The organism is Sinorhizobium sp., from assembly GCF_059070375.1.
Map to the genome: position 1 here is coordinate 1,949,594 of NZ_JCACWC010000003.1, position 20,405 is coordinate 1,969,998.

Annotated in this window: 18 protein-coding genes and 1 riboswitch; of the genes, 8 read left to right on the forward strand and 10 right to left on the reverse strand. The window is 62.3% G+C overall.

From position 1 onward, the window contains the following. The first annotated feature begins 199 nt into the window (after positions 1-199). Both hemF and AC5J09_RS21495 read left to right on the forward strand, forming a co-directional pair. A complete protein-coding gene (hemF, locus tag AC5J09_RS21490; RefSeq protein WP_026168610.1) occupies positions 200-1,111 on the forward strand; it encodes an oxygen-dependent coproporphyrinogen oxidase in 912 nt (303 codons plus the stop codon). An 84-nt stretch (positions 1,112-1,195) separates the two neighbouring features. After that, the gene (locus tag AC5J09_RS21495) at positions 1,196-1,474 is read left to right on the forward strand and encodes a BON domain-containing protein (protein WP_100673112.1); all 279 of its coding nucleotides are present in this window, start codon (positions 1,196-1,198) and stop codon (positions 1,472-1,474) included. Between the two features lie 68 nt (positions 1,475-1,542). On the opposite strand, the gene AC5J09_RS21500 is transcribed toward AC5J09_RS21495, so the two are convergent. The 4 genes from AC5J09_RS21500 to AC5J09_RS21515 all read right to left on the reverse strand — a co-directional run bounded on the left by AC5J09_RS21500 (position 1,543) and on the right by AC5J09_RS21515 (position 5,660). Next, on the reverse strand, positions 1,543-2,157 hold the full coding sequence (locus tag AC5J09_RS21500) for an ABC-type transport auxiliary lipoprotein family protein (RefSeq protein WP_100673111.1): 615 nt from the start codon (positions 2,155-2,157) through the stop codon (positions 1,543-1,545). Between the two features lie 81 nt (positions 2,158-2,238). Further along, complete coding sequence (locus AC5J09_RS21505) at positions 2,239-3,609, reverse strand: MlaD family protein (protein ID WP_164867046.1); 1,371 nt, start codon at positions 3,607-3,609, stop codon at positions 2,239-2,241. 90 nt (positions 3,610-3,699) lie between these two features. Further along, positions 3,700-4,509 carry an ABC transporter ATP-binding protein gene (locus AC5J09_RS21510; protein WP_494298444.1) on the reverse strand — a complete coding sequence of 270 codons (810 nt, stop codon included), beginning with the start codon at positions 4,507-4,509 and terminating at the stop codon, positions 3,700-3,702. Positions 4,510-4,520: 11 nt separating this feature from the next. Continuing rightward, entirely contained in the window at positions 4,521-5,660 is a 1,140-nt protein-coding gene (locus AC5J09_RS21515) for an ABC transporter permease (RefSeq protein WP_100673108.1), read from the reverse strand. Between the two features lie 185 nt (positions 5,661-5,845). Here AC5J09_RS21515 and dgcA point away from each other — a divergent pair, with 185 nt between their 5' ends. Further along, the gene (dgcA, locus tag AC5J09_RS21520; protein WP_494298445.1) at positions 5,846-6,829 is read left to right on the forward strand and encodes an N-acetyl-D-Glu racemase DgcA; all 984 of its coding nucleotides are present in this window, start codon (positions 5,846-5,848) and stop codon (positions 6,827-6,829) included. Here the strand turns inward: dgcA and AC5J09_RS21525 are convergent. Further along, positions 6,781-8,004 (reverse strand): MFS transporter, encoded by a 1,224-nt coding sequence (locus AC5J09_RS21525; RefSeq protein ID WP_494298446.1) that lies wholly within the window; start codon positions 8,002-8,004, stop codon positions 6,781-6,783. The two genes, dgcA and AC5J09_RS21525, sit on opposite strands and share 49 nt — an antisense overlap. 137 nt (positions 8,005-8,141) lie before the next feature. Next, on the reverse strand, positions 8,142-8,987 hold the full coding sequence (locus AC5J09_RS21530; protein WP_494298447.1) for a UDP-2,3-diacylglucosamine diphosphatase: 846 nt from the start codon (positions 8,985-8,987) through the stop codon (positions 8,142-8,144). Positions 8,988-9,231: 244 nt separating this feature from the next. Here AC5J09_RS21530 and AC5J09_RS21535 point away from each other — a divergent pair, with 244 nt between their 5' ends. The 4 genes from AC5J09_RS21535 to AC5J09_RS21550 all read left to right on the forward strand — a co-directional run bounded on the left by AC5J09_RS21535 (position 9,232) and on the right by AC5J09_RS21550 (position 14,584). Continuing rightward, complete coding sequence (locus tag AC5J09_RS21535; RefSeq protein WP_100673238.1) at positions 9,232-11,544, forward strand: NADP-dependent malic enzyme; 2,313 nt, start codon at positions 9,232-9,234, stop codon at positions 11,542-11,544. A 207-nt stretch (positions 11,545-11,751) separates the two neighbouring features. Further along, positions 11,752-12,489 (forward strand): helix-turn-helix transcriptional regulator, encoded by a 738-nt coding sequence (locus AC5J09_RS21540; RefSeq protein WP_018095134.1) that lies wholly within the window; start codon positions 11,752-11,754, stop codon positions 12,487-12,489. A 155-nt stretch (positions 12,490-12,644) separates the two neighbouring features. Next, positions 12,645-13,289: an acyl-homoserine-lactone synthase gene (locus AC5J09_RS21545; RefSeq protein WP_003534106.1), complete on the forward strand. Its 645-nt coding sequence runs from the start codon at positions 12,645-12,647 to the stop codon at positions 13,287-13,289. A gap of 167 nt (positions 13,290-13,456) precedes the next feature. After that, on the forward strand, positions 13,457-14,584 hold the full coding sequence (locus AC5J09_RS21550; protein WP_494298448.1) for a DUF2865 domain-containing protein: 1,128 nt from the start codon (positions 13,457-13,459) through the stop codon (positions 14,582-14,584). An 804-nt stretch (positions 14,585-15,388) separates the two neighbouring features. Here the strand turns inward: AC5J09_RS21550 and bluB are convergent. The 3 genes from bluB to AC5J09_RS21565 form a co-directional block, all read right to left on the reverse strand. Beyond that, on the reverse strand, positions 15,389-16,072 hold the full coding sequence (gene bluB / locus AC5J09_RS21555) for a 5,6-dimethylbenzimidazole synthase (protein WP_324761859.1): 684 nt from the start codon (positions 16,070-16,072) through the stop codon (positions 15,389-15,391). A 45-nt stretch (positions 16,073-16,117) separates the two neighbouring features. Continuing rightward, positions 16,118-16,328, reverse strand: a riboswitch (cobalamin riboswitch). A 40-nt stretch (positions 16,329-16,368) separates the two neighbouring features. After that, positions 16,369-17,190, reverse strand: a complete 822-nt coding sequence (locus AC5J09_RS21560; protein WP_324761860.1) for an SDR family oxidoreductase — start codon at positions 17,188-17,190, stop codon at positions 16,369-16,371. Positions 17,191-17,253: 63 nt separating this feature from the next. After that, positions 17,254-18,447 (reverse strand): phytanoyl-CoA dioxygenase family protein, encoded by a 1,194-nt coding sequence (locus AC5J09_RS21565; protein WP_275597828.1) that lies wholly within the window; start codon positions 18,445-18,447, stop codon positions 17,254-17,256. 97 nt (positions 18,448-18,544) lie between these two features. On the opposite strand from AC5J09_RS21565, the gene AC5J09_RS21570 reads away from it, so the two are divergent. Further along, the gene (locus tag AC5J09_RS21570; protein WP_324761862.1) at positions 18,545-19,567 is read left to right on the forward strand and encodes a LacI family DNA-binding transcriptional regulator; all 1,023 of its coding nucleotides are present in this window, start codon (positions 18,545-18,547) and stop codon (positions 19,565-19,567) included. A gap of 9 nt (positions 19,568-19,576) precedes the next feature. Here the strand turns inward: AC5J09_RS21570 and AC5J09_RS21575 are convergent, their stop codons facing one another. Then, positions 19,577-20,404, reverse strand: a complete 828-nt coding sequence (locus tag AC5J09_RS21575) for a TolB family protein (protein ID WP_494298449.1) — start codon at positions 20,402-20,404, stop codon at positions 19,577-19,579. Between the last annotated feature and the right edge of the window lies 1 nt (position 20,405).

Genomic DNA, 20,405 nt, shown 5'->3' on the forward strand with positions numbered 1-20,405 from the left:
CCATACCTCTGGCGAAAAGATAGGATGAGCGCCGCATTATTGCCAGTCATTTGTCCCGATCCTGCGATGAGGCCCTGATTGCGGTAGACTGTCGCTGTCCCCGTGGCACCGTTGCCAAGCCGCTGAAAATATGGACTGTGGCGGCGACATCGAATCGGCGGTTTTCAGCAGGGAAATCCGCGAACGGAAGTGCATTCCCATGGAAAGACCGCAACTGCCACAGGGCCTGCCGGCCGACATCGAAGACAAGAAGGCAGCGGCGAAGGCTTGGTTCGAAAGCCTCCGCGACACGATCTGCGCCGCCTTCGAGGCGATCGAGGACGATTTGACAGGTCCGCTGTCGGATCGTCCGGCAGGCCGTTTCGTCGCCAAGGACTGGCTGCGCGAGGAAGGTGCGGGCGGCGGCGGTCGCATGTCCATGATGGAAGGGCGCGTCTTCGAGAAAGTGGGGGTTCACACCTCCACCGTCTTCGGCGAGTTCTCGCCGGAGTTCCGCGACCAGATTCCCGGCGCGAGCGAAGATCCGCGCTTCTGGGCATCCGGCATTTCGCTGATCGCCCACCCGGTCAACCCCAATGTCCCTGCCGTGCACATGAACACGCGCATGGTCGTGACCACCAGCAATTGGTTCGGCGGCGGTGCGGACCTCACGCCGGTCCTGGACCGCCGGCGCATCATGACCGATCCGGATACCGTCCTTTTTCATCGTGCCATGGAGATCGCCTGCAATAGGCACCCTGTCGCCGATCATGCAAAATTCAAGCAGTGGTGCGACGAGTATTTCTACCTGAAACACCGGAACGAACCGCGCGGCACCGGCGGGATCTTCTACGATTGGCTCCGCTCTGCGGAGGAGCTCGGCGGTTGGGACGCGGATTTCGCCTTCACGCGCGATGTCGGCAAAGCCTTCGCACTCGTCTATCCGAGAATCGTCCGTACGAATTTCCACAAGCCCTGGACCGAACAGGATAGAAACGAGCAGCTCGTGCGCCGCGGCCGGTACGTCGAGTTCAACCTGCTTTACGACCGCGGCACGATCTTCGGTCTCAGGACGGGTGGCAACGTGGAGTCGATCCTCTCCTCCCTGCCCCCACTCGTACGCTGGCCGTGAATCGCAGCTTATTCGACCATCGTTGAGACGGCGAACAAATGCGCCGCGTCGGCGTTTCCCTCTCCAGGAGAGAAGGAGCGACGCATGGTCTTCAAGAAAAGGACATTCTTCGGCGATGACCCCGAGAGGCTGCCTGCCGAAGATCCCGCCGAACTCGAGCGCCGGGTCGCTCATTGTCTTGCGGTCGCGCCGGGCCTCGACGCCATAGAGGTCACGGTGACGGGCTCGGGCAGTACGATCCTGCTCGCCGGTACGGTGGCGACCGAAGAGGAGATCGCCCGCGCCGAGGAGGCGGCCCTATCGGTCGAAGGCGTCGCCGAGGTGGTCAATCGCATCGAACGCGCGAAGGCGGGGCGCGGGTGAGCGGCCCCTCACCTGCATAAATGCGGCTGATCTCAGATCAGAAACAATCATCAGAGAGACGGCTTCCCTCAGATGGAGCTGAGCGTCCAGCCGACGATGTCGGCCGCGACCCTGGCGAAAGCGGCGTCGAGTGCGGTGACGAAGGCGGGGTTGCCGGCTCCACGCACGGGCACGACGGCGCGGAAGGCCTGCTGTTTGCGGACGGTGCCGTTCCGGTCGTCCAGTAGCTTGGCGAATATCTCAACGACCGCCGTTGCCGGCCCATCGGTGGATATTTCGAAGGCTCTGAGCTCGGTTATCAATTGATAATCGATGGCGAGCCCTTGGCCGGGTTTACCGACGCGAATCCTGCCGGTGTTATCGAAGGTCTGGACGAGCCTGTCCTGCACCATGCGCGGCAGACTGTCTCCCCATTGGGCCCTGGCGAGGTATTGCAGTTCCGACCTCGAAAGACGAACGACGATCTGGTCGCTGCCCAGCGTCTTCAGCGCCGTCGGTTCGGGCACGAGAAGCTGGCGGTTTGTAGCTCCCGGACGCTCCACCGCAGGAACGGACGCCAGACTGAACGTGTCGTTGGCTGCCTGGCGCGAGCCGCACCCCGCCAGCATCGCCGCCAATGCAAGAACCACCGCAGACCGGGCCCCTCTCGCGCCACGAAAACCTACCAGACCCGGAAAACCCATACGCCAAATATCCCCTAGCAACGCGGCGCCGTTCAGCTTCCCGCCCTCAACGCAACCTGCCCGCGACCGTCGATAAACGAATCACCGACGCGTGCGGCCATCATATTGCTTAACCGTTTCGCCGCCGAACAGAAGCCGCTGCGGATTTTTATCGAACTCGGAAATCGTATTCTGCAGGCTTTGAACCGTGCGACGCGTGTCGCCGACGAGCGCCTCGACGTCCCGCAGTCCCGAATTGGAGAAACGCTTGAGATTTTCGGCTATGGGGCCCAGTTGCGCATTCAGGTTCTCCGCCACCCGCCGAAAGGACTCGAGCGTTTCGCGTGCCTGCGCAGAAAGCGACGGAGCGTCCGCGTCGCCGAGGAAGCCGTCGATCTTCACCAGGATGCTGTCGACCCGGTTCGATGCCGCATTCAGCTTGTTGGACATTTGCGTGAAATCGGTGATCGTCTGATCGATGTCCCCCTGCCGGGCGGAAATCTTTTCGGCAAAGTCCGAAACCTGCGCGGCGATCTTGCGGGCGTCCGCACTCGCGGCCGTGATATCGTTGACGACCAGCCCGACCTTCTGCGCGTCGACGGCAGCCACCAGTGTATCGACCCGCTTCAACGTCTGTTGCGCGCTCTTGCCGAACTGATCGTAGGTTTCCACCGTGCGCCGGAATCCGGCGATCGCTTCCGATACCCCGCCTGAAGCATCCTTCAGATTGTTGCTCACCTGCTCGGCATTGCTGACGATGTTGTCTATCTTCTTCGGGTCGACCGACTTGATCAGCCTGTCCGCGCTCGCAAGCGTATCATCGAGCTTCTTCGATGCTGCATTGACGGAACCGGACAGTTGTTCGACGCTTTTCAGGAACTGGTCGATCGCACCGGAATTGTCCGCCAGCGCCTTGGAAAAGCGCTCCGCGTTGCCGATGGTGGCCGTCAGCGGACCACGCACGTCGGTGACGAAGCTCTGAATATCCGTGATCGCCGAATTCGCGCGGTCGAGGATCTGGTCCGCGGTGGCCAGCAGGCTGGTGACGCTCGACTGATCGGCAAGGATATGCGCCTGGGTGCCGTTTTCCAGCGCGGTCTTGAGGATATTCTCGTCCCCCTTGCGACCGCCGCTGAGTTCGATATAGGCCGCTCCCGTCAGCCCCTGCACCTCGAGCGTCGCCGTTGTGGATTTCATGACCGGCGCATCGGCCGAGACTTCGGTGATCGCAATCGAATAGCGAGGATCGTTGGCATCGATCGCAAGATTGCGCACGCTGCCGACGTTGATGCCGTTGAAGCGCACCGGTGAGCCCACCGACAGACCGTTGGCCGATCCGGGAATGTTGACGACGAGTTCGACCATCTGGCCGGTTCGGCCATATTGCGACATCCAATACACGAAGCCGAAGGCCGCGGCGATGACCAGGACGGTGAAGAAGCCGACAATGGCATAATTCGCTTTAGTTTCCATCGGCATTACCTACCTTTGCGGTCCTTGCCGCCTGTTCATGTATTCTGCGAGCAGGCTTGCCGTAGCTCCCCCGCCTCCCGCATTCTCGTCTCAATCCTGCTCGCGCACGATCGCTCTTGCGCGCTTGCCCCGGAAATAAGACTTCACCCAGGGCTCGTCACAGGCGAGCATATCCTCGATGGTGCCTTCGACGAGAACGCGCTTGTTGCCGAGCACCGCGATCCGGTCACAAACCGAAAACAGGCTGTCCAGATCGTGCGTCACCATATACACGGTCAATCCAAGCGTGTCCCGCAGCTTGGCGATCAACTCGTCGAACTCCGCGGCACCGATCGGATCGAGTCCGGATGTCGGCTCATCGAGAAAGACGAGATCGGGATCGAGCGCAAGCGCGCGCGCAAGCGCCGCGCGCTTGATCATGCCGCCGGAAAGCTCCGAGGGGTATTTCTCCGCGGCCTCCGGTGCGAGGCCGACCAGTTCGATTTTCAGGCGCGCGAGTTCGTCCATCAGGTCCTGCGGCAGATCCAGATATTCGCGCATCGGCACCTGGATGTTCTCACGCACCGTCAGGGCCGAGAAAAGCGCGCCGTGCTGGAACAGCACGCCGAGGCGCATATCGAGTGCGATGCGCTCGGCCTCGCCCATTTTGTCGTAGTCGGCGCCAAGAATTTCGATCGTGCCGGAACGCTTCGGCAGAAGCCGAAGGACCGTGCGCATCAGTACGGACTTTCCGGTACCCGAGGCGCCGACGAAGCCGAGGATTTCACCACGCAGCACTTCGAGATTGAGATTGTCGAGAACCACATGGTCTCCGAAGCCGACGGTCAGATCGCGCACGGAGAGAACCGCCTCTCGCTTCTCCCCCGCGTCCGCTTGCTTTTCGATGATCGCTTGAACCATGTTCGCCTACCTCAGAAATCGATTGCCGCGTAGAACATGGCGAACAATCCGTCGATCAGAATCACGACGAATATCGATTTGACGACGGAGGAGGTCACACGCCGCCCGAGCGACTCGGCGCTGCCGCCGACCTTCAGTCCCTCGACTGCGGCAACGACGCCGATGATCAGGGCCATAAAGGGGGCCTTGATCATACCGGCCGCGACCGAGGAGAAATCGACAGCTTCCTGCAGCCGCGCCAAAAAGGTCGGGATTGTGATGTCGGAATAGGCCCATGCCACCATGGCGGCGCCGGCAAGGGCGGCGAAGTTCGCAATGATCGTCAGGAGCGGCAAGACAATCGTCAGCGCCACGAGACGCGGAAAGACGAGAACGCCGACCGGACTCAAGCCCATGACCTTGAGCGCGTCGACCTCTTCGCGCATCTTCATGGAGCCGATCTCGGCGGTAATCGCGCTGCCCGACCGGCCGGCGATCATGATCGCGGTCAGCAACACGCCGATCTCGCGCAATTGCAGGATGCCGACGAGATCGACGACGAAAATTTCCGCTCCGAAAGAACGGAGCTGGAACGCTCCCTGTTGCGCGATGATGGCGCCGATCAGGAACGACATCAGGGTGATGATGGGCGTCGCCATGACGCCCATGCGGTCGATCTGATGGACGATCGCAGCAGGCGAGACGCCCGCGTGACGCCCGAGCTTCATCTGCGCACCGCGTACCGCAGACCCCAGAATGTACATGGCCGCGACCGTGTCGGTCCAGATGGAGACCGTCAGCTCACCCACGGGCGTAAACAGCCGCTGAAAAAGCGGCATTCTGGTCCCACTCTCTTCCGGGCTGCGCAGTTGCTTCGGCAGTGCGCGGACCAGCTCGGCATAACGCTCGCCGCCCGTGAACCGAACGTCGTCGGCTGTCCCGTGCATGAAGCGGCGAATGATCCATGCACCGGCGGTGTCCATCGCGGTGATGCCGGAGAAGTCAAACTCGCTCTGCCCATCGGAGGGCTTTTCAAGCCGCTTCAGCTTGGCGGCCATCTCCTCCGCGGTCTCGTGCCGCCAGTCGCCGCTGAACACATAGCGCCGACCGTTTCCGGCGGCGCCCTCATCGACGACGACGTCGGCAGCGGTCTCTGTTTGGGCACGCGTCACGTGATATCGGTCTTTCAGTTCGTTCTCCGCATAGTCTCTTAAACCAGAATCGATTTGATGACAAAATCATGCGGGAATTCAAAGTCGTACAGTGCCCTTGGTGCGACAGAAATGACACAATGGGCCGGAAGCTTCGCGAAAGTCCGCCTTCCGCGGTCCGGAGCGTATGAAGTCAAGGGGTCCCTATGCCGATTTCTCTTACAGCCACCGTCGAACATTTCCCGATCGCCGGGGCTTTCACCATTTCGCGCGGCTCGAAAACCACGGCAAGCGTCGTCACCTGCCGCGTTACCGACGGCGAGCTATCGGGTTGGGGCGAGTGCGTTCCCTATGCCCGCTACGGCGAATCGGTCGAGTCGGTGCTGAGCGCCATCGAGACCGTACGACCGCTCATCGAAGAGGGTATGACACGCACCGACCTGCAGAAGGCGATGAAGGCCGGCGCCGCTCGAAACGCGGTCGACTGCGCCCTGTGGGATCTCGAGGCAAAGCGCAGTGGAAGCTCCGCTGCGGCGCTCGCCGGAATAGCCGGCCCGATGCCTTTGACCACCGCCTACACCTTGTCGCTCGGCGAACCGGAGGAGATGAGGGCCCAGGCCGAGAAACACGGCCATCGGGCGCTTCTCAAGGTGAAAGTCGGAACGGAAGACGACACGGCGCGCATTCGCGCCGTCAGGAGCGGCGCGCCGGCGAGCCGCATCATTCTCGACGCCAATGAGGGATGGACGGCAGCCAACCTTACGGCCCATTTCACCGCCTGCGCCGAGAACGGCATCAGCCTCATCGAACAGCCGCTGCCGGCCGGCCGCGACGAGATACTCGCCTCCCTGCCCCGCCCCGTACCCGTCTGCGCCGACGAAAGCGTGCATGCCACGGAGGACCTCGAAAGGCTCGTCGGCCGCTACGATGCGGTCAACATCAAACTCGACAAGACCGGAGGGCTGACCGAGGCCCTGCGCATGCGCGCCGCGGCCGAAGCCCTCGGCCTGAAGATCATGGTCGGCTGCATGGTCGGCAGTTCCCTCGCCATGGCGCCGGCGGTGCTTGTCGCGCAGGGCGCCGATTTCGTGGATCTCGACGGACCGCTGCTGCTCTCGAAAGACCGCACGCCGGGCCTTCGCTACGAGGCCTCGCTCGTCTTTCCGCCGGAGGCCAGCCTCTGGGGCTGAAGATACCAGCCGAGGAAAGTGAAAAGGCAGCCGGAAAGCGCGACCACCGACATGGAGTAGAAGCCGTCGACGCCGAACCAGGCGTAGAAATAGCCCGACAGAAAGGTGAAGATCGCCGTGAAGATGCCGGTGTAGAAAAAGTAAAGCCCCTGCGCCGACGCTTCCTGCTCCTCCGCGACACGTTCGACCAGCTTGTGCTGCATGCCCGTATGCATGATGGCATAGGTGAAGGCGTGGAAGCACTGCAGAACGAAATAGCCCGAGAAGCCGAGATCCATCGGAAAAATCAGCCAGCGCACGACCGCGAGCAGACAGCCGGAGAAAATCATCGTCCAGACGCTGAACCGGCGGACGATCGCCCTGGCAGGGAAGAACATCAGCACTTCCGCTGCGACGCCGGCACTCCAGAGAATACCGATCTGCGTGCCGCTGTAGCCGATATGCTGCCAGTAGATGGCAGAGAAGGCGAAGAGCATCGCATGGCTGCTGTTGACCAGCGTCACGCCGACCAAAAGCAGTTGCAGGTCCGCCTGGCGCAGCGATTGCGGCGGCGGCTCGGTGATTGCGGTAATCGGTGATGGCCTGCGCGGACGGCCGACACGCGGCGCGGCCACCGCCAACAGTATGGTGAGCGCGAAGCCTGCCGCCATTGCGGGCAGGACCATCTGCCCGCCGACGACTCCGATCAGCCAGCCACCCAGCATCGTCGCCCCGATAAAGGCGACCGATCCCCAGACACGCATCTGCGCATAGTCGAATCCCCAGCGCCGCACGCCCGAAAGTGCTATCGCCTCAACGATCGGCACATAGGGCGAATAAACCGCCGATTGCAGCGTGTAGATGACGAGCACCGGCCAGAAGCTCTGCGCATAGAAAAGAACGATGGCCCCGGCGAAGGACAGGATGCCCGACCAGATCAGGACGATCGCCCGCTCCCCGATGCGGTCTGCGAGAACGCCCGCCAGCGGTGCGGTGATCACCCGGACGAACATCGGAACTGCAAGCACTATGCCGATTTCGAAGTCGCTGAGCGACAGGCTGCTCAGCCAGACCGGAAAGTACGGCATCGCGAAACCGTTGACGATCAGCGGCGCTGAGAAGAGAAGCGCGATGCGGAGTGCGAAATGGCGCGGCGGGGGCCCCGCGACGAATGCGGGAGCAGATGACGGAATCATGGAGGGACCTGATGGCTGTGGGCCACCATTAACACAACCGCGCGTGTGTTTGCCATCGGCTCGTCGTCACCGCGGACGCTTGTCCACCGGAACGATAGTCAGACCCTTCCGCGGCTTTTCCTTGCCCCGCAAATCACTCAGGCGGCCTGCGGTGCAAGCCGCCTGACGGGCATTGTCTCGGCCTCGGCGGCTCGCTGCCCAGCGGCGCTGTCGCCGCGCATCTGGTGCCAGGTGATGAGCTCCATCGTGCCGTCGTGATGCTCGGCGATTGCCGTGCAGCTCTCCACCCAGTCGCCCGTGTTGATGTACCTGATGCCGTCGATGTCTTCGATGACCGCATGATGGATGTGGCCGCAGATCACCCCTTGCGCGTCGTGACGACGGGCTTCCTCGGTCACGACTTTCTGGAACTCGCCGATGAAGTTCACCGCGTGTTTGACCTGCAGCTTGGCCCAGGAGGAAAACGACCAGTAAGGCATGTCGAGACGACGACGTATGGCCGCAAGGCCAATATTGATGGCGATTGCCATGTCGTAGGCCCAGTCGCCGAGATAGGCGAGAACGCGTGCGTTGCGCACGACCACGTCGAACTCGTCCCCGTGCAGCACGAGATAGGTCCGCCCGTCCGCACCCTTGTGGAGATAGCGTTGCGCCACTTCGATACCGCCGAAATGAACGCCCGGAAACTCCCGGAGGAACTCGTCGTGATTACCGGGGATGTAGATGATGCGCGTGCCTTTTCGTGCCTTGCGCAGAAGCTTCTGGACCACGTCGTTGCACGATTGCGGCCAGTACCAGCTGCGTTTGAGACGCCAGCCGTCCACGATATCCCCGACCAGAATGATCGTCTCCGCCTCGTGGTGCCGCAGGAAATCCAGAAGAAAGTCCGTCTTGGCCGCTTTCGAGCCCAGATGAACATCGGAAATGAAAAGCGTCCGCAGTCTCAGAACGGAATTCTGTTGGTATGCCGATGCCGCCGCCATGCCAGCCTCATCCTGGTTTAGCCGTTTCACGACCGTCAAAATCAGACTCGTGTTTCAGGAAGATGACATGGGACGCGGAGCACGCAGCAAGCGCCGCGTAGCCATGCCTGGAAAGAACCGCGTCGAAACTGTACCTGCCGGGCGATTCATGCCAAAAGGCACGACATCGATCAGCACCGGATGTGAGCGCGATTTCATAACCGCGCTCTCGGGTCCCACGCAAGAATTCAAGGAATGCAAAGGCATGAACACGGGCGATAAAGCGAAATCCCAGGCCGTTCCCGCCAGCGGAGACATCGATCAGCAGGCACTCTTCTTCCATCGCTATCCTCGCCCCGGCAAGCTCGAGATCCAGCCGACCAAGCCACTCGGGAATCAGCGCGACCTGGCGCTCGCCTATTCGCCGGGGGTCGCCGCACCTTGCCTCGCCATCAAGGACAATCCCGAGACCGCCGCCGATTTCACCGCCCGCGCCAATCTCGTCGCCGTGGTATCCAACGGCACAGCCGTTCTCGGCCTTGGCAATATCGGTCCCCTGGCCTCCAAACCCGTGATGGAGGGGAAGGCCGTTCTCTTCAAGAAGTTCGCGGGGATCGACGTCTTCGACATCGAGATCGACGCACCGACGGTCGATCGGATGGTCGACGTCATCTCGGCGCTGGAGCCGACCTTCGGCGGCATCAATCTCGAGGACATCAAAGCTCCCGAATGTTTCGAGGTGGAGCGGCGTCTGCGCGAGAAAATGGAAATACCGGTCTTCCACGACGACCAGCACGGGACCGCGATCATCGTCGCTGCCGCCGTCCTGAACGGCCTGGAACTTGCCGGCAAGGACATTGCCGAGGCCAAGATCGTGGCCTCAGGTGCCGGGGCGGCGGCGCTTGCCTGCCTCAACCTCCTCGTCACGCTGGGCGCCAAGCGCGAAAACATCTGGGTCCACGACATCGAAGGTCTCGTCTACAAGGGGCGCGAGGCCCTGATGGACGAGTGGAAAGCCGTCTATGCGCAGGAGAGCGACAATCGTGTGCTCGCCGACAGCATCGGCGGAGCCGACGTGTTTCTGGGGCTCTCGGCCGCCGGCGTCCTCAAGCCTGAACTGTTGGCCCGGATGGCCGAAAAGCCACTGATCATGGCGCTGGCCAATCCTACGCCGGAGATCATGCCCGAAGTGGCCCGCGCCGCGCGCCCCGATGCCATGATCTGCACCGGACGCTCGGATTTTCCGAACCAGGTCAACAATGTCCTCTGTTTCCCGCATATTTTCCGTGGCGCGCTCGATTGCGGCGCACGCACCATTAACGAAGAGATGAAGATGGCGGCGGTGCGCGCGATAGCAGGCCTTGCCCGCGAGGAGCCGTCGGATGTCGCCGCGCGCGCCTATTCCGGCGAAACGCCCGTCTTCGGCCCCGATTACCTGATCCCTTCGCCTTTCGATCAGCGGCTGATCCTGCGGATTGCGCCGGCCGTTGCAAAGGCTGCAGCCGAAAGCGGCGTCGCCACGCGTCCGATCCAGGACTTCGACGCCTATCTCGACAAGCTCAACCGGTTCGTCTTCCGCTCCGGCTTCATCATGAAACCGGTCTTTGCTGCAGCGAAGAATGCGACGAAGAACCGCGTCATCTTCGCCGAGGGCGAAGATGAGCGGGTGCTGCGGGCCGCCCAGGTTCTGCTGGAGGAAGGCACAGCCAAGCCGATCCTGATCGGCCGCCCGCAAATCATCGAGACCCGACTGCGGCGCTACGGCCTCAGAATCCGCCCCGACGTCGATTTCGAGGTCGTCAATCCCGAGGGCGACCCGCGCTATCGCGACTATGTCGATGATTATTTCGCCCTCGTCGGGCGGCTCGGCGTGATCCCCGAGGCGGCCCGCACGATCGTGCGCACGAATACGACGGTCATCGGTGCGCTCGCCGTCAAGCGCGGCGAGGCAGACGCGCTGATCTGCGGGGTTGAGGGACGCTACAGCAAGCATTTGCGCGATGTATCGCAGATCATCGGCAAGCGTCCGGGCGTACTCGACTTCTCGGCGCTCAGCCTCCTGATCTCACAACGCGGCGCGACTTTCTTTACCGATACCTATGTGAGCTTCAGCCCGAGCGCAGAGGAGATCGCTCAGACGACGGTGATGGCTGCAAACGAAATCCGCCGCTTCGGCATCACGCCGCGTGCCGCCCTCGTCTCCCATTCGAACTTCGGCTCGCGCGATTCCGAGAGCGCTTTCAAGATGCGCACCGCACTGCAGCTCGTGCGCGAGCTAGCCCCCGATCTGGAGGTGGACGGAGAAATGCATGGCGATTCCGCCATCTCCGAGGTCCTGCGCCAACGCGTGATGCCGGACAGCACGCTGAACGGCGAAGCGAATCTGCTCGTCTTCCCCAATCTCGACGCCGCCAATATCACGCTCGGCGTGGTCAAAACCATGACGGACAGCTTGCATGTCGGTCCGATCCTTCTGGGCTCGGCGCTGCCGGCGCATATCCTGTCGCCGTCCGTTACCTCGCGCGGCGTCGTCAATATGGCGGCGCTGGCCGTGGTCGAATCGAGCCATCCCGTCTGAGGGATGGCGCGCCTCCTCATTGGCGATGGAGGGCCGAAAAGCGCTGCTTCCAGGGGAGCCGGCGCGGCCGCGCTAGCGATATCAGGCTCAAAACTCAACTTATGATTGTATAGACCGGATTACTGCACCGTTTATGAAATATTGCACTAGACAAAACCGGCCGCCGTAAACCATGTTTATTATAGGGGCAAGTTTCGGTGTTACGGCATGACTAATCAACAAGCTGTCCTCAATTTGCTGGATATCGTGGAATATGGAGGTTGCGCCGACCCCGAGCGCTTCTTCGCCTTGATGCGAAGAACCTTCAACATCTCGCATCTCCTGTATCTGGAGGCGGAGTCGCTTCCGGATGGTCTGAGAATCTGCCGCCTGCATCACACTTTCGGCGCCTACGCCGCTGAAATCTACGCCGCCAGGGAGCTTTACAGGATCGACCCGATCCTCAAGCTTGCGCTAGGCGGTGTCAGGCCCGTGGAATGGGCGACAGCGCGGCGCCGCTTTCCGGAATGCGAGCCCCTCTTCGAGGCGGCCGAGGAGATCGGGCTTTCCACCGAAGGCGTGGCCTTGCCGCTCCCCTCGCCTGCCGGCCGCATGGCGCTCCTCGCAATCGGTGCCAATATGTCGCCGGTCGAGTGGTCCGCCTATCGCCGTTGCCATCTGCGCGATTTCCAGCTCGCTGCCAACCTGTTCCACGCCTCCATGCTCGAACATTCGGCCATGGCCGGGGCGCTCGACGAGCGCGATCTCCGCCTGACCGGGCGGGAAACCGAAGTGCTCACCTGGTCGGCGGCCGGCAAGAGCTACTGGGAGATTGCAACTATTCTCGGGATATCCGAGCGAACCGTGCGTTTCTTCATGACCAATGCCCGCCGCAAACTCAATGTAGTGTCCAACACGCAAGCCGTAGCGCACGCTGTTCGACACGCTCTGATCCCCACCATCTGACGGGTTGCCGGCCCGGGACAGGACCGGCCACTCGCAGTTTCCCCCACAAATCTATTGGGAAATAACAAGAAAATAAACTGTCACTATAGACAGTTACATATGTCATCCGAGCCTGACAGCATCGCTACATCGCGTAATCACGCATGGAGCGAAAAATGATCAGGATAGTGAACGGAAACGGTCGCAGCCAGCATCCCCAGGCCATCGACGAGATGTTCCGGCTGCGTAAGCGCGTATTCCACGACTTCTTGAAGTGGGACGTCAAGACCGAAGGGGACTGGGAAATCGACCACTACGACAAGGCCAATCCGCTCTATGTCATGTCGTACTCGCCGGACACTGGCAAGATTCGTGGCTCTCTCAGGCTCCTTCCGACGCTCGGTCCGAATATGCTGGACGATACGTTCCCGATCCTGCTCGGGGACAATCCGGAAATCCGCAGCGCGTCGGTGTGGGAATCGAGCCGCTTCTGCATCGATCCCGAAATTTCCCAGGATCGCGCATCGAACCAGGTCACCATCGCCGCGGCCGAACTGATGTGCGGTGTGGGCGAAATGAGCCTTGCCTCGGGCATCAGCCATATCGTCACGGTCACCGACGTGTTCCTGGAGCGAATGTTCCGCCGCATGGGTTGCCCGGGGGAGCGCATAGCCGACCCGCACAGGATCGGCTCCGTCCATGCGGTCGCCATTGCCTGGGAGGTGAGCAGGAACCTGCTCGAAACGATGAAGGCGGTGGCCTCCATCGAAGGTACCGTCCTCGATCGCCCGATGTCGCTCGAAACGGCACGCGCCGCCTGACCCGATATTCCGGGCCGTGCAGGCGCACGGCCCACTGCTTTCCATTCAAGGGCATCGCAAATTAACGCAGATGCCCTCTTCCCGTTGCACCATCTCGACAAGGTCCTATGATGAGGCGGTAAGGCGGACACATCGGCAACGGTCCGCTGCAAGGCAGGAAGAAGCACGTGTCCGCGTCCCCGAAGGTGGCATCCAAGATCCGGCGCATCGCGGCGGTTCTCGTACCGCTCGCGTTGGCGACAACCGGCCCGGCTGCGGCATCCGGCGTTTGCGAACGGCTGAGCGCCCGCCTCGCGGGCCTTCCCACAGGTTTCACGACGAATGCCAGCCTGCGCGATTTCACAGGTGCGGTCTCCCGCCAGAACATCGAGCTGCGGCGCGCCAAGAACGATCGCCGCCGAATGGAATGCAGCAGCGACAGCGTCGTCATTATCGGCGGCGATGACGAGGCGGCTTGCGCCGAACTCGACGGCACGATCGCGCGGATGGAGGAAAATCTGCGGCAACTCAAGGCGCAGCGCAGGCATCTGATCGGCGGTGGCGACGACGACGTTCGGCGGCGCATCCTCGCCGCAATGGAACTCAACGGCTGCTCGGGGGTGCGCGAGGCTTGGGATACCGGAAGCGCCGGAGGCGAGTTTGCGAACGCCGCCGCCCGGGAAGCGGAGGTTCACCGGAACATCCTGAGGGACCTGCCGCCGGACAGCGATGCCTATCCGCTACTACTCGACGCCCCCGGGGCAGAGCTTCCGCTCATGGAGCCCGATTTCGCCGGCAGCCTCAGAACCATGTGCGTGCGAACATGCGATGGCGCCTTCTTTCCCATCTCCTCGCATGCCACGCCGGCGGACTTCGGTCGCGACGCCGATCTCTGCCGCGCGCGCTGCCCGGGTGCGGAGACGGAGCTCTACTACCATGTGCTCGCAACGGAAGAAGCGGACCGGATGGTTTCGGCAACGACCGGCCGGCCCTACACCGACCTCCCAACGGCCTTTGCCTACCGGGCGCGCGGTGTCGGCTCACCGGGCATCTGTGGCTGCGGAATCCCGGATTCGGCAACGGATGCCAGCAGGCAAAAGACAGGCTCTGCCGGAAAGCTCACCGCCGTTAGCCCATCGGTCATTACCATCGGCAGCGAGAGAAAGGCGCCGCCCAAGCCGATAGAAGAGCGGCCCTACGACCCGACCAAAAACAAGGTCCGCATCGTCGGTCCGACTTTCCTTCCGCAGGAAGAGAGCGCGATCGACCTCAAGCATCCGCTTGGGCCGCGATACCAGCCGCTGCAGGACAATTGACAGGCGCCGGCGCGAGCATTCTGGTGGAATCACGCATATTCTTGATCCAGAGCCCGTTAAGCAGCGACCTTTGCGCGTCCGGTAAGATGCGCAGCGCTGTGGGAAACTTTTCGGAGGACTGCAATCTCTCCACCCTCATCCTGTGCTCGTCACAGGGATCCAGCAGCGTCGCGTCTGCGGCGCGGGAAGCGTTCTTTCAGCCCAAGGACTTGGTCTGGCTGGATTCCTGTGACGAGCACAGGAATGAGGGACCGGGGATGTGCGGCTACTACATCGAAGCGAAGCGGGACGCTGTATACGGGCGTGACCCGGGACCTGTCGTGTCGCCTCGCTATCTTCACGGTTTATGAAGCGCGCCGAGGGACCGCACTCTCTCCTCACCTCATCCCTGTGCTCGTCACAGGGATCCAGCAGCGCCGCGTCTGCGGCGCGGGAAGCGTTCTTTCAGCCCAAGGACTTGGTCTGGCTGGATTCCTGTGACAAGCACAGGAATGAGGGACCGGGGATGTGTGGCTGCTACATCGAAGCGAAGCGGGACGCTGTATACGGGCGGGAGCTTCCGCGCCGCCTCGCTATCTTCACGGTTTATGAAACGCGCCGAGGGGTCGCACCCTCTCGACCCTCATCCCTGTGCTTGTCACAGGGATCCAGCAGCGCCGCGTCTGCGGCGCGGGAAGAGTTCTTTCAGCCCAAGGACTTGGTCTGGCTGGATTCCTGTGACAAGCACAGGAATGAGGGTATCGAACAAGCCGCGTCGGGTATCCAGAGTATCAACAGGCCTTAGATCGACCCTAACATCGTGATCTAACGGACACCCCAGCCTTCCTCGAAAACGAGATCTTCGAGCGGCAAGCGCTGCCGCCAGCCCTTCGCGGCGAGTTCCGGCTCTTGATACAGCTTGTCGACGAAACCCAGGCAAAGCCAGGCAACGATTTCGATATGCTCCGGAATCCCGAGAATCGCCTTGATCTCCCTCTCATGGAAAATGCTGACCCAGCCGACGCCCACCCCTTCGGCGCGCGCGGCAAGCCAGAGGTTCTGGACGGCGCAAACGGTCGAGTACAGATCCATCTGCGGATTATGGGTGCGGCCCAGGACGACCGCTCCGCCGCGCGTCCGGTCGCAGGTCACGCAAATGCTGAGCGGCGCCTTGCGAATGCCTTCGAGCTTCAGCGAGCGATACTTCGCCTGTCTTTCGCCGGAAAACATCTCTGCGGCCTCGTCATTGGCGCGCTGGAATGCCTGCCGGACTTTCTCCCGCGTCTCGTCCCGACGAACGAGCACGAAGTTCCAAGGTTGCATGAAGCCGACGGACGGAGCCTGGTGCGCCGCAGCGAGCAGTCGCGCGACCAGATCCTCAGGCAGTGGCTCGGGCAGGAATTCGTCGCGCACGTCGCGGCGGGTCTCTATGGCACGATAGACGGCGGCGCGCTCGTCCGGCGAAAAAGCTCCGGCCGCCGCAAGGCAGCCGTTCTGGTCAGGCAGCATCGTTCGATCCCCAACAATGCGGAAACCTCCCGCCGTCCGCGCGGGGCCGGTCTATCTCGCCAGGCCGGTCTTCTGACTTCGGATCATCCGTTCGCGCCGCCTTCCCGAATCACGTGAAGATTCAGTGGCAAAGGTCTGAAAAGATTCAGACCAACCTGGCGAGAACGTCCCCGTCACAGCGTTGGGCACGTGCCGGAACTGCACCGGCTTCCCGATTCTCCCGCATTTCGCGGGCACCTGACGGCGGCATATGGCCACAGCTCCCCTCGAAACGCAAGGCGAGCAAGAGGAGAGCTTCAGAGCGGTGCCTCCGGATGAGGCGAGGCGTCATAGGCCCCCCAGATCGACTGATCGAAACAGATGACGGAACCCGTCATGAGGCCGGATTCTGCCGATGAGAGATAGGCGCAGGCGCGCGCGACCTCGGCCGGATCTACGAGCCTGCCGAAGGGCTGGCTCGCCGCCGCCTTTTCCAGCCAGTTCGCCGGCGCATCGTGATATTCGCGCTGGATGCGGTCTTCGCCTTCCGAGGCCATCCAGCCGATGTTGAGGCCGTTGATCCGTATCCGGTTGCGCAGGACGGCATAGGCGGTGTTCCTGGTCAGCGTCTCCAGCGCCCCCTTCGACGCACAATAGGCTGTGATGAAAGGCTGGCCCGCCTTCGCCGACATGGAACCGATATTGACGATCGTGCCCTCCGTCTTCTCCCGCCGCATCACCTTTATCACCTCTTGCATCAGGAAGAATGGCGCCCGCACATTGACCGCGAACATCCGGTCGAAGAGTTCCGGGCTGGTGTCTAGGATCGTGCCCCGGTCGGTGATCGCTGCGGCGTTGACCAGCGCATCGACGCGGCCGAAAGTGCGGTCGCAAACCGCGACGACCGTTCGGGCGTCCTCCACCCGCTCGAGATCCGCCGGTACGTAGACGACCTTCGAACCGGTCGCCGCGGCGATCTCGGCAGCTTTCGCCTCCCCCTTCGCCGCGTTTCGCCCGCAAATGACGACGCCGGCGGCGCCACGCTCGGCAAAGAGTGCGGCAATCGCGGCACCGAGCCCCTGCGTGCCACCGGTCACGATGGCGATCTTCCCGTCCAAACGGGCGTGGTCCGTGCTCATCCTGTTCCTCCCTTTGATATGTTGGTGAATATGGCTTCGTGACCGTGCATTGAGCCAGGTGGTTTAGCTTAGCTTTCTCGCCGCCTGATCGGCCAACGCCTCGGCAAACGCCTCGGCACTCCATTCACCGGCAAGCGCTTCGTGCATCAGCTGCGCCTGCGTCCTGGGCGCCAGACCGCCAACCGGCGGATCACGATCGAGATTGGTCGGGAATGAATAGCCTTCGGCGCACGCGGCAACCGCATGGGCAATTTCGTCCTGCGTGAGCTTGCCGCCGGCCGCAAGGACTTTCAGAGCCGGAAAGAGCACGGCGCACATGTGTTCGCGATCCACCGTTTCCATCGCCCTGCCGAAGGCGGAGGATACCTGCAGAAGATTGGCGACACGCTTGATTCCCGCAGACCGGTTGCTGCCCGCGGCGTGGAAAAGTGCCGGGTTGAAGAACACGACATCGCCCTTCTCCAGCGGCAATTGCACATGATTCTCTTCGAAATAGGCGCGGAACTCCGGCCGTCTCAAAGCGAGATATCCAGGCAGATACGTCTGGCTATAGGGCAGGAACAAGGTTGGCCCGCTTTCGACCGGCATGTCGCAATGAGCGACCGCGCCCTGGAGCGTCAGGACCGGCGAGAGCCTGTGCACATGCGCCGGATACTGCTCTATGACGGCCGAGGTCTGGAAGCCCAGATGGTAGTCGCGATGCGGCGATTGAGACGCGCCGCCCGGATTGACGCGATTGACCTGCGCCGTCATCTGGTAGCTCGGACCAAGCCATGCCTCACTGACAAGCGCGATGATGGCGTTGGCGTAGTAGGCGGCGAAATTCTCAGGGTTCTTCAGGCAGTGCTTTTCCAGAGAATTCCAGATCCGGTCGTTGGCGCCGGGCTTGGCGAAATGATCGCCGCCGCCGCTGTTGGTGCGGTGCTGCTCCTCGATGATCTCATCGAAGATGCGGCTCGCTTCGTCGACCACATGCGTATCGGTGAAGGCACGCTTGAAGACCGCGACGCCCGGCCCCGTCGCGAGCACTTCGCAGATCTCCGCAAGCACCGACCGCCTGCCGTCCTGCGTGCCGCAATCACCGATAAGACGGGCGCTGTCATAGATCAGGACGTTCTTCTGGCAGTCTGCCGCGTGCGGATAGTCCGCCAGGCCGCCACGGTGCTCGACCGCGGCGCGAAATTCCTCGATATCGCAGGCCGCCTCACTGAGCCAGACGCGTTCCAGACGCGCTCTCGCGGGATTGTCCGTCTTCATCAGTTCTCCTCCTCAAGGACGACGATGATCCGACTATACGGCTTGCCCGCTTCTGATATAGAGCAGGAATCCATCAAAAAGCCATCAGGAGGGATCGGTGGCACATCCGTTTCTCGTCAAGGACATCGCCTTCCAGGCGGGACTCAGTACGGCGACCGTCGATCGCGTCCTCAACGGCCGGAGGGGCGTGCGCCAGCAAACGGTAATGCGCGTCAATGCAGCCATTCGTGAACTCGAGAGGCAGCAGGCCGGCCTTGAGGTACCGGGACGGAAATTTGCCGTCGACGTGGTGATGGAGGCACCGGAACGCTTTACCGAAGCGGTGCGCAAGGCATTCGAAAGCGAAGCCGCGACCTTCATGCCTACCGTTTTCCGGTCCCGCTTCCATTTCGCCGAGACCATGCGGCCGCAGGACATCAGCCAGTTGCTCGACCGTATTCGGCTTCGCGGAACCGACGGAGTAGTCCTCAAGGCGCCCGACGTGCCGGAGATTGCCGGCGCCGTAGCGCGGCTCGAAGAAGCGGGAGTTGCGGTCGTCACGCTCGTTACCGATCTCCCGCATTCATCGCGGACGGCCTATGCGGGGGCTGACAATCGCGCCGCCGGGGAAACCGCAGCCTACCTGATCGGCGAGCGCTTCGCGGACCGTCCTGCGACGGTGCTGGTCACCATATCGAGCAGCCGCTTTCGCGGCGAAGAGGAACGCGAGATCGGCTTTCGCCGCGTGCTGCGGGAAAAATATCCGCATATCGGCGTGATCGAGATCAGCGAGGGCCACGGCAGGAACGAGGAGACAGGCGCACTTGCCCTCAAGGCAATCGGCAGCCATCCGGAGATCAATGCTGTTTATTCGATCGGCGGAGGCAATCCCGCCGTGCTCGACGCCTTCAGACAGTTGCAGCGCGGCTGCCTTCTTTTCGTCGCTCACGACCTCGACGAGGACAATCTGGACCTCCTGCGTCAGGGCCTTGTCCAGTTCGTTCTTCACCACGATCTGAAAACGGACGTCCGCATGGCTTTCCACGCGGTTATGGAGCGCCGGGGCGCGCTGCGCGCCTCCGAAAAGCGGCATCTTTCCGCCGTCGAAGTAATCACCCCCTACAATCTGCCGCGTGTCTGACCCCGCCGGCTATTCCTCCGGCTGATAGCGTACGAAGGCAAAGGCGGTGCCCAAGGGCGACCAGTTCGGGACGTTCACCGTCCCCTGCCCGCCGAAGAGTTCGAACAGTACGCGCGCATTGCCGCCGTCCGCATCCATCAGGCGGAGACGCACGTCGAGATCGCGCGGGTGATCGAAGACATCGCCGTCATAGGAGAGCACGAGCAGGTGCCTGCCGTCCGGCGACGGATGCGGAAACCAGTCGCCGTAAGGGCTGTCGGTGATACGCTGTAGATCCTCGCCGTCCGGCCTCACCCGCCAGATCTGCATGCGGCCGGTACGGCTTGAATTGAAATAGATCCACTCCCCGTCCGCAGACCAGTCCGGCCCGTCATTGCGGCCCTGCCCCTGCGTCAGGCGGCGTTCCTCCCCGCCTTCGACCGGGATCGTGTAGATGTCGAAGACCTGATCGCGGATTCCGCAATAGGCCAGCATGCGTCCGTCGGGCGACCAACCGTGCCAGTAGGACGGCAGGTTGCGTGTGACGAGCCGCGGCGTGCCGCCTTCTGCCGGCAGGAGATAGATTGCCGAACTGCCGAATTCCGTCTTGTCGCTGATCACGAGCGTGCTGCCGTCGGGCGAAATCCCGTGATCGTTGTTGCAGCGCCGGGCAAAGCCGGTATCGATCTCCGTGGGCTCGGAACCGTCGAAGCCAAGCCGATAAAGCCTGCCGTCGCCGTTGATGATGAGGAATTTTCCGTCGGGTGACCAGTTCGGTGCCTCGACCAGCCGCTCCGTCTGCCAGACGACGCGCGTCTCGCCGGTCGCGATGTCGAAGATCTCCACCGAACTGCGCATG

What these genes read in the sequence shown, in the direction of transcription:
- bluB (WP_324761859.1), bottom strand. Translation starts at nt 16,072, where the DNA reads ATGCTGCCTGACCAGAACGGCTGCCTTGCGGCGGCCGGAGCTTTTTCG.
- AC5J09_RS21565 (WP_275597828.1), bottom strand. Translation starts at nt 18,447, where the DNA reads ATGAAGACGGACAATCCCGCGAGAGCGCGTCTGGAACGCGTCTGGCTC.
- AC5J09_RS21560 (WP_324761860.1), bottom strand. Translation starts at nt 17,190, where the DNA reads ATGAGCACGGACCACGCCCGTTTGGACGGGAAGATCGCCATCGTGACC.
- AC5J09_RS21575 (WP_494298449.1), bottom strand. Translation starts at nt 20,404, where the DNA reads ATGCGCAGTTCGGTGGAGATCTTCGACATCGCGACCGGCGAGACGCGC.
- AC5J09_RS21545 (WP_003534106.1), top strand. Translation starts at nt 12,645, where the DNA reads ATGATCAGGATAGTGAACGGAAACGGTCGCAGCCAGCATCCCCAGGCC.
- AC5J09_RS21535 (WP_100673238.1), top strand. Translation starts at nt 9,232, where the DNA reads ATGAACACGGGCGATAAAGCGAAATCCCAGGCCGTTCCCGCCAGCGGA.
- AC5J09_RS21510 (WP_494298444.1), bottom strand. Translation starts at nt 4,509, where the DNA reads ATGGTTCAAGCGATCATCGAAAAGCAAGCGGACGCGGGGGAGAAGCGA.
- AC5J09_RS21495 (WP_100673112.1), top strand. Translation starts at nt 1,196, where the DNA reads ATGGTCTTCAAGAAAAGGACATTCTTCGGCGATGACCCCGAGAGGCTG.
- hemF (WP_026168610.1), top strand. Translation starts at nt 200, where the DNA reads ATGGAAAGACCGCAACTGCCACAGGGCCTGCCGGCCGACATCGAAGAC.
- AC5J09_RS21505 (WP_164867046.1), bottom strand. Translation starts at nt 3,609, where the DNA reads ATGGAAACTAAAGCGAATTATGCCATTGTCGGCTTCTTCACCGTCCTG.
- AC5J09_RS21525 (WP_494298446.1), bottom strand. Translation starts at nt 8,004, where the DNA reads ATGATTCCGTCATCTGCTCCCGCATTCGTCGCGGGGCCCCCGCCGCGC.
- AC5J09_RS21540 (WP_018095134.1), top strand. Translation starts at nt 11,752, where the DNA reads ATGACTAATCAACAAGCTGTCCTCAATTTGCTGGATATCGTGGAATAT.
- AC5J09_RS21500 (WP_100673111.1), bottom strand. Translation starts at nt 2,157, where the DNA reads ATGGGTTTTCCGGGTCTGGTAGGTTTTCGTGGCGCGAGAGGGGCCCGG.
- AC5J09_RS21530 (WP_494298447.1), bottom strand. Translation starts at nt 8,987, where the DNA reads ATGGCGGCGGCATCGGCATACCAACAGAATTCCGTTCTGAGACTGCGG.
- dgcA (WP_494298445.1), top strand. Translation starts at nt 5,846, where the DNA reads ATGCCGATTTCTCTTACAGCCACCGTCGAACATTTCCCGATCGCCGGG.